Below are 7,650 nucleotides of genomic sequence, written 5' to 3' on the forward strand. Positions count from 1 at the left end.
TGGTGGAACCGGGGGTGTGGGAGCGCGTGCGCAAGCTGGTGGCGGGGTGAGGGGTGGGGCCCTTGCGGGGCGCTGCCCCGGGCCCCGCTCCTCAATCGCACGTACTCCAGCCCGTCCGGCGATTGAGGACGTCCTTCCGGGCAGGGCCCGAAAGATGTCCTCGAGCGCCGGACGGGCCGGGACGGCCGGACGGGCCGGGCGGGCTCACGCCCAGAGCTGGCCCTGCAGCGTTTCGATGGCCGCTTCCGTCGTTTCCGCTGTGTAGACGCCCGTCGACAGGTACTTCCAGCCGCCGTCCGCCACCACGAAGACGATGTCCGCGCTCTCCCCCGCCTTGACCGCCTTCTTCCCCACCCCGATCGCCGCGTGGAGCGCGGCGCCGGTGGAGACGCCCGCGAAGATGCCCTCCTGCTGGAGGAGTTCGCGGGTGCGGGTGACCGCGTCGGCGGAGCCGACCGAGAAGCGGGTGGTGAGGACCGAGGCGTCGTACAGCTCGGGGACGAATCCCTCGTCGAGGTTGCGGAGGCCGTAGACCAGGTCGTCGTAGCGCGGTTCGGCGGCGACGATCCGGATGCCGGGGCGGTTCTCGCGGAGGTAGCGGCCGACGCCCATCAGGGTGCCGGTGGTGCCGAGGCCCGCCACGAAGTGGGTGATGGACGGGAGGTCGGTGAGGATCTCCGGGCCGGTGGTGGCGTAGTGGGCGCCCGCGTTGTCCGGGTTGCCGTACTGGTAGAGCATCACCCAGTCCGGGTGCTCGGCCGAGAGTTCCTTCGCGACGCGGACCGCGGTGTTGGAGCCGCCCGCGGCCGGGGAGGAGATGATCTCGGCTCCCCACATGGCGAGCAGGTCGCGCCGTTCCTGGGAGGTGTTCTCCGGCATGACGCACACGATGCGGTAGCCCTTGAGCTTGGCCGCCATGGCGAGCGAGATGCCGGTGTTGCCGCTGGTGGGCTCCAGGATGGTGCAGCCGGGGGTGAGCCGGCCGTCCTTCTCGGCCTGTTCGACCATGTGGAGCGCCGGACGGTCCTTGATCGAACCCGTGGGGTTGCGGTCCTCCAGCTTGGCCCAGATGCGGACGTCCTCGGACGGGGACAGCCGCGGGAGGCGGACGAGGGGGGTGTTCCCCACGGCCGCCAGCGGGGAGTCGTACCGCATCAGCGCATGCCGCCGGCGACGGCCGGAAGGATCGTGACGTTGTCGCCGTCGCTGAGCTTGGTCGAGATGCCGTCGAGGAAGCGGACGTCCTCGTCGTTGAGGTAGACGTTCACGAAGCGGCGGAGCTGCTCGCCGTCGACGATGCGCTCACGGATGCCGGTGTGGCGGCTCTCCAGGTCGGCGAAGAGGTCGGCGAGGGTGTCCCCGGTGCCTTCCACGGCCTTCGCGCCGTCGGTGTAGGTGCGGAGGATGGTCGGGATGCGGACCTCGATGGCCATGGCGTGGGCTCCTGTCGAAAGCGGAGAGGTGGCGTGGGGCGCGCGTTTCTGCCCCCGCGCGGGGGGTGGTGCGTATGGGTGGGCGCGCGGACCGCGGCTCAGGCCGGGCGGCTCACGGGCAGGCTGCGGCCGGGACAGATCGCGCTCGCCAGCCTGCACAGGTCGACGTGCAGCCGCGCGACGAGCAGCGTGCCCGGCGTCTTGTTGCTCACGTCATGGGGAACCATGCGGGCATCGTATCGATTCCCTGTGCGGAAACCCGAGTGTGATCCCACATGGTGGATGGTGATCGTTCGCTATGTGGACAGAGTTCGGCTGCCCTGTCCCTCCGGGAGGTAGACGACCGTGGGCGCGCCGGTCTTCGGGTGGGCGCTCACCTCGGCGGCGACGCCGTACACCTCGCCGAGCAGTTCGGCCGTGAGGACCTCTTCCGGGGTGCCGGAGGCGACGACCCGGCCGTCCTTGAGGACGTAGAGGCGGTCGCAGTAGTAGGCGGCGAGGTTCAGGTCGTGCAGGGCGAGGAGGTTGGTGGTGCCCAGGTCGCGGACCAGGGAGAGGATCTCCAGCTGGTAGCGGATGTCCAGGTGGTTGGTCGGCTCGTCCAGGACGACGAGCGAGGGCTGCTGGACCAGGGCGCGGGCGACCAGGGCCCGCTGGCGTTCGCCGCCGGAGAGGGAGGCGAACGCACGGGGTTCGAGCGCGGCGATCCCGACCCGGTCGAGGGCCTCGGTGACCAGGGTGGTGTCGGCGGCGGTGTCGGCCTCCCAGAACCGCTTGTGCGGGGCGCGGCCCATCGCGACGACCTGACCGACAGTGAGCTCGAATCCGGCGTGGCCGTCCTGCGGAACGGTGGCGATGCGCTGGGCGCGGGCCTTCACGGGGAGGGTGGCGAGGTCGTCGCCGTCGAGGAGGACCCGGCCGTGGGTGGGGCGCAGGGTGCCGTAGACGCAGCGCAGGAGGGTGGTCTTGCCGCTGCCGTTGGGGCCGACGAGACCGACGGTCTCGCCGTCGGCGGCGGTGAGGTCGACGGCGTGGACGAGATGGCGGCCCTCGCCGGTCCCGTACGAGAGGCCTTCGGTGCGCAGGGTGGTCACGGGCGGGCTCCCTCGGGACGTGGCTTCGTCGTGCCGGTGCTCCCCCGGCTCGGACGTACGTGCCTCATGCCGGTGCTCCTTCGGGCCTGCGCCGCAGCATCCAGAGGAAGAACGGGCCGCCGGTCAGGGCCGTGAGCACCCCGACCGGGATGTCCTGCGGGGCTGCGAGCGTCCGGGCGGCCAGGTCCGCGAGGACCAGGAACACCGCGCCGCCGAGCGCGACGACCGGGAGGAGTGCGCGGTGGGCGGCGCCGACCGCCATCCGGGCCATGTGCGGGACCATCAGACCGACGAAGCCGATCGCCCCGCTGTACGCGACGAGCACCCCGGTCATCAGGGACGCGAGGACGAAGACGGCGGCCCGGAAGCGGGCGGTGTCGAGGCCGAGGACGGTCGCGCCCTCCTCCCCCACCAGGAGCAGGTCGAGCGGGCGGGCCAGGGTGAGGAGCACGGCCGTGCCCGCGACCAGGGTGATCGCGGGCAGCGCGAGCATGTCCCAGCGGGCCGCGCCGAGGCCGCCGAGGGTCCAGTAGAGGACTTCCTGGAGGTGGTCGGCGCGGGCGGAGGTGACCAGGATCAGGCTGGTCAGGGCGGAGAGGACGTAGGAGACGGCGACCCCGGCGAGGACGAGCCGGTTGGTGGTGATGCCGCCCCCGCCGCGCGCCAGGGTGTAGACGAGCAGCAGGGAGAGCAGGGCGCCCGCGAAGGCGGCGGCGGGGATCGTGACGGTGGTGGCGAAGGACGCGCCGATACCGAGGACGATGACCAGGACCGCGCCGGTGGAGGCTCCGGAGGAGACGCCGAGGAGGAACGGGTCGGCGAGCTGGTTGCGGACGAGGGCCTGGAGGACGGTGCCGATGACGGCCAGTCCGGCGCCGACGACGATGCCGAGCAGGACCCGGGGCAGCCGTACGTCCAGGACGATCGTGCGGAACGGGCTCGCCTCCGCCCGCCCGGTCAGGATGTCGAGCACCTGGCCGGGCGGGATGCGGACGGAGCCGAGGGCGAGGGCGGCCAGCACGGCGACGGCCAGGAGCGCGGCGAGGACGCCGAGGACCAGGACGTGACCGAGCGGCCGCCGCGGTGCGGAGGCGCGGCAGGTCACGGGGTGGTGGCCGCCTTGACCGCCTCCGGGTGGAGCTGGGCCGCGAGCTTGTCGACGGCGGCGGGGACGCGGACGCCGAGGACCGCGTCGGACAGCGGCATGACGGCGAAGCGCTTGTTCTCGATGGCGGGGACGTCGGCGAGGGCCGGGTCGGTGAGGAGGCGCTTCTTCTTCTGTTCGACGGTGGTGGCGCCGTAGTCGTAGATCACGATGACTTCGGGCTTGCGGTCGACGACGTTCTCCCAGGAGGCGTCGCCGAAGGGCTTGTCGAGGTCGGCGAAGACGTTGGTGCCGCCGGCCCGTTCGATCAGCTCGTTGCCGATGCCCTCGCCGCCCGCGGTGAAGGCGGTCTTGTCGCCGCTGTCGTAGACGAAGACGGAGACGGGCTTCAGGTCGGCCAGCTTCTTCGCGGTGGCGGCGTTGTCGGCCTTGGCCTGAGTGATCCAGGCCTCGGCGCGGTCGCTGATGCCGAAGGTGCGGCCGACCTCGCGGATCTCCTCGTAGAGGGTGTCCATGGGCTGGTCGCCCTCGGTGCAGCTCTCGGTGTTGAGGCGGGTCTCGATGCCGGACTTCTCGAACGCCTCGCGGCCGCGGCCGTCGCCCGCGGTGAAGGCGCTGGCGTAGCCGCCGTAGACGAAGTCGGGGTTGGCGGCGAGGACCTGCTCGTAGGAGGGGTACTCCTTGGCGAGGACCGGGACGGAGGCGTAGTCCTTGGCGTACTTCGGCAGGACCTTGTCGTCGAGGTAGGCGGTGCCGACGAGGGACTTCTTCAGGCCCAGTTCCAGCATGATCTCGGTGACGTGCTGGTTCATGGTGACGACGCGCTTCGGCGGGGCCTTGTACGTCGTGGTGACACCGCAGTTCTTGACGGTGTACGGGAAGCCTTCGCTCGTCGCCGACGCCTTGTCCCCGGTGGCGGCGTCGCCGGCGGAGGAGGAGCAGGCGGTGAGGGCGAGCGGGAGCAGCACGGCGGCGGCTATGAGCGCAGGGGTGCGCCGGGACATGGCGGGGCCTCTCCGGGGGATTTCCGCGTCCCCTGGTCGATGCGAGAAGGCGGCGGGCCAGTTCCTGGCTTCCGGGCCGCCCTCCGGCACGGAAGCCGTACGGGAGGGGGCCCGGTCACAGTGGCGGGACCGTGCCGGATTCGCACCGGCTTCCTGGTTCCTGCCGCCTTGATGGGTTGGGGTGCAGTGTGCCAGACCGGTTCGGGGGCTCCGCGCGGTACCCGGGGGCTCAGTACGCGTCGACGACCTGCACGTCTTCCTCGGTGATCTCGCCGTCCACGATGCGGTACGAGCGGAACTGGAAGGGGCCCGAGCCGTCGGTGTCGGCGGTGGAGACCAGGACGTAGTGGGCGCCAGGCTCGTTGGCGTACGTGACGTCGGTGCGGGAGGGGTAGGCCTCGGTCGCCGTGTGCGAGTGGTAGACGATCACGGGTTCCTCGTCGCGGTCGTCCATCTCGCGGTAGAGCTTGAGGAGGTCGGCGGAGTCGAACTCGTAGAACGTGGGCGAGCGGGCGGCGTTGAGCATCGGGATGAAGCGCTCGGGGCGGTCCGTCCCGGCCGGGCCCGCGACCACTCCGCACGCCTCGTCGGGGTGGTCGGCGCGGGAGTGGGCGACGATCTGGTCGTAGAGCGTCTGGGTGATGGTCAGCATGGCGCCAGGATAAGCAGGCGGCCCCCTGCGTACCGGTGGGTGGTACGCAGGGGGCCGCATGCTGGACGCCGTCGGCCTTTGGGGCGGCCGGGCGGTCCGGGAGGAGGGTGGTCGTGGGGCCCGCCCTCGGGGTCGATGAGGCTCCCGGGGGCGGACCCCGGGAGCCCGGCTCAGCGGGTCCCGGTCGTGGCCTTCTCCGGCTCCGGAGCGCGCGACTGGAGCACCCGGTAGGAGACGAAGAGGATGAGCGCCCACAGCGGTGCGCAGTAGAGCGAGATCCGGGCGTCCTTGTCGATCGCCATCATCACGATGACCATGCCGATGAAGCAGAGCGCGAACCAGCTGGTGAACGGGGCGCCCGGGGCCCTGAACGAGGACTGCGGCAGGAGACCGGCGTCGGCCTTGCGGCGGTAACGGATCTGGCTGATCAGGATCATGATCCAGGCCCACATGCCGGAGATGGTCGCGAAGGAGACGACGTAGTTGAACGCCTCGCCCGGCCACTGGTAGTTGATCCACACGCCGACGAGCATCAGGGCGGCGGAGAACGTGGTGCCCACCAGCGGCAGGCCGTTCTTCGTCAGCTTGGTGAAGGCGCGGGGCCCCTGGCCGTTGAGGGCGAGGTCGCGGAGCATGCGGCCGGTGGAGTACATGCCGGAGTTGCAGGAGGAGAGCGCCGCGGTGAGGACGACGAAGTTGACGATGGCGGCGCCGACGCCGAGCCCCATCTCCTCGAAGGCCTTCACGAACGGGGAGACGCCGGGCTTGAAGGTGGACCACGGCACGACCGAGAGGATCATGATCAGCGCGCCGACGTAGAAGACGGCGATGCGCCACGGCACGGTGTTGATGGCCTTGGGCAGCACGGTCTTGGGGTCCTTGGACTCCCCGGCGGTGACGCCGACGAGTTCCACGGCGAGGAAGGCGAACATGACGATCTGGAGCGTCATGAGGGTGCCGGTGATGCCGTTGGGGAAGAATCCGCCGTCGTTCCAGAGGTTGGAGACGGTCGCGGTGTCGCCGGCGTCGGAGAAGCCGATGGTGAGGACGCCCGCGCAGATCAGGATCATGCCGATGATGGCGGTGACCTTGACCATGGAGAACCAGAACTCCAGCTCACCGAAGAGCTTCACGGAGATCAGGTTGGCGCCGTAGAGAATGACGGTGAACACCAGGGCGGACAGCCACTGCGGAATGTTCCACCAGTACGTCATATAGGTGGCGGCGGCGGTGACTTCGGTGATTCCGGTGACCACCCAGAAGAGCCAGTAGGTCCAGCCGGTGACGAATCCGAAGAACGGGCTGATGAATTCGCGGGCGTACTCCGAGAAGGAACCCGAGACGGGGCGGTACATGAGCAGCTCGCCCAGCGCCCGCATGATGAAGAAGATGACCAGACCTGCGATGACGTAGGCCAGAATGAGGCTGGGCCCGGCCCGGTCGATGGCTTTGCCCGCGCCGAGGAAGAGCCCGGTGCCGATGGCTCCGCCGATGGCGATCATCTGAATCTGGCGAGCTCCCAGACCGCGCTGGTATCCCTCGCCACCGGTTCCGGCGTCCCCGGCGTTTCCGCCGGGCTGACCCTTGTCGACCTGTCCCTCGTCGACGTGCGCCGATGTCATGGTGGTGCGCCTTTCTCCACGCTGATCCGCGCCGTACAAGGCTGCGGATCAGGTCCTGATCCCCCCGGATATGGATGGAGTGCGACCGGCGTTCGGCCGGTGTGTAGCGCCCCCGGGAGACAGGGGTGGCGTCCCCGGGCGGTCGTGAAGATTTATCACGGCCGTCACAGGACACCGTGGGACATTCTGTGGTGCACACCACAGGCAGAAGGGGACATAAATCCCCACCCGGAACGAATGACCCGAATGACTTGGTGGGATCATTACTCGGATCTGAGCGTCCGTTGAGCGAACGACGGGCCCCCGCCACAGCGTGGCGGGGGCCCGTGGCTTCCGGAGGCTGCCTACGGCATGAGGGTCTCGACCAGGGATTCCTGGAGGGCGCCGAGCCAGAGGTAGGCCATCACCATGGGCTTGCGCGGATCGCTGTCGGGGAGCCGGTAGAGCGAGCCCTCCTCGCCCTGGTCCTCGTCGGAGACCTCCAGCCGGGCGCCGATGGTCAGGCGCAGGTCGTTGAGGGAGCGGAGCCAGTTGAGGCACTCGTCGCCGGTGAGGGCGAGGACGGCCCCGCCGCCCGCGGCGGGCGAGAGGGCGTCCAGGGTACGGACGACGGCGAGGGCGTCGTCGCGCTTGCCGGAGCGCAGGTCCATCTCGGTGAACCGGCGGAACTCGGCGGACCGCTCACGCAGCTCCTGCTCCTCCTCGGGCTTCCCCGCCCGGGCGGGCCCCTCGGACCCTGA

The 7,650-nt window shown here is 70.3% G+C and carries 9 protein-coding genes and 1 riboswitch; all 9 genes read right to left on the reverse strand.

Annotation, left to right across the window (positions count from 1 at the left end):
* Positions 1–204: 204 nt before the first annotated feature.
* A complete protein-coding gene (locus tag D3105_RS31580) occupies positions 205–1,155 on the reverse strand; it encodes a PLP-dependent cysteine synthase family protein (RefSeq protein ID WP_118906302.1) in 951 nt (316 codons plus the stop codon).
* Positions 1,155–1,433, reverse strand: coding sequence for a MoaD/ThiS family protein (locus tag D3105_RS31585; RefSeq protein ID WP_010062059.1), 279 nt, complete (start codon positions 1,431–1,433; stop codon positions 1,155–1,157). The genes D3105_RS31580 and D3105_RS31585 overlap by 1 nt, the downstream gene beginning before the upstream one ends.
* Before the next feature lie 98 nt (positions 1,434–1,531).
* Positions 1,532–1,660 carry a putative leader peptide gene (locus D3105_RS35815; RefSeq protein WP_010062060.1) on the reverse strand — a complete coding sequence of 43 codons (129 nt, stop codon included), beginning with the start codon at positions 1,658–1,660 and terminating at the stop codon, positions 1,532–1,534.
* Positions 1,661–1,729: 69 nt separating this feature from the next.
* Positions 1,730–2,527, reverse strand: a complete 798-nt coding sequence (locus D3105_RS31595; protein ID WP_118906303.1) for an ABC transporter ATP-binding protein — start codon at positions 2,525–2,527, stop codon at positions 1,730–1,732.
* A 64-nt stretch (positions 2,528–2,591) separates the two neighbouring features.
* Positions 2,592–3,632 (reverse strand): FecCD family ABC transporter permease, encoded by a 1,041-nt coding sequence (locus D3105_RS31600; protein ID WP_118906304.1) that lies wholly within the window; start codon positions 3,630–3,632, stop codon positions 2,592–2,594.
* Entirely contained in the window at positions 3,629–4,636 is a 1,008-nt protein-coding gene (locus D3105_RS31605) for an ABC transporter substrate-binding protein (RefSeq protein ID WP_118906305.1), read from the reverse strand. Before D3105_RS31605 ends, D3105_RS31600 begins: the two co-directional genes overlap by 4 nt.
* 38 nt (positions 4,637–4,674) lie before the next feature.
* A riboswitch (cobalamin riboswitch) is annotated at positions 4,675–4,847 on the reverse strand.
* Between the two features lie 18 nt (positions 4,848–4,865).
* Positions 4,866–5,288 carry a Mov34/MPN/PAD-1 family protein gene (locus tag D3105_RS31610; RefSeq protein ID WP_006124878.1) on the reverse strand — a complete coding sequence of 141 codons (423 nt, stop codon included), beginning with the start codon at positions 5,286–5,288 and terminating at the stop codon, positions 4,866–4,868.
* Between the two features lie 170 nt (positions 5,289–5,458).
* The gene (locus D3105_RS31615; RefSeq protein ID WP_118906306.1) at positions 5,459–6,910 is read right to left on the reverse strand and encodes an amino acid permease; all 1,452 of its coding nucleotides are present in this window, start codon (positions 6,908–6,910) and stop codon (positions 5,459–5,461) included.
* A 344-nt stretch (positions 6,911–7,254) separates the two neighbouring features.
* Positions 7,255–7,650 (reverse strand): DUF2017 family protein (locus tag D3105_RS31620; protein ID WP_133305734.1); only part of this gene is annotated, 396 nt, incomplete at its 5' end.

The sequence above is a fragment of the Streptomyces globisporus genome (assembly GCF_003501885.1).
Lineage (GTDB): Bacteria > Actinomycetota > Actinomycetes > Streptomycetales > Streptomycetaceae > Streptomyces > Streptomyces globisporus_D.

Excerpts from the sequence above, each read along its gene's own strand:
- D3105_RS31585 (WP_010062059.1), bottom strand. The coding sequence starts at position 1,433 with ATGGCCATCGAGGTCCGCATCCCGACCATCCTCCGCACCTACACCGAC.
- D3105_RS35815 (WP_010062060.1), bottom strand. The coding sequence starts at position 1,660 with ATGGTTCCCCATGACGTGAGCAACAAGACGCCGGGCACGCTGCTCGTC.
- D3105_RS31605 (WP_118906305.1), bottom strand. The coding sequence starts at position 4,636 with ATGTCCCGGCGCACCCCTGCGCTCATAGCCGCCGCCGTGCTGCTCCCG.
- D3105_RS31615 (WP_118906306.1), bottom strand. The coding sequence starts at position 6,910 with ATGACATCGGCGCACGTCGACGAGGGACAGGTCGACAAGGGTCAGCCC.
- D3105_RS31580 (WP_118906302.1), bottom strand. The coding sequence starts at position 1,155 with ATGCGGTACGACTCCCCGCTGGCGGCCGTGGGGAACACCCCCCTCGTC.
- D3105_RS31610 (WP_006124878.1), bottom strand. The coding sequence starts at position 5,288 with ATGCTGACCATCACCCAGACGCTCTACGACCAGATCGTCGCCCACTCC.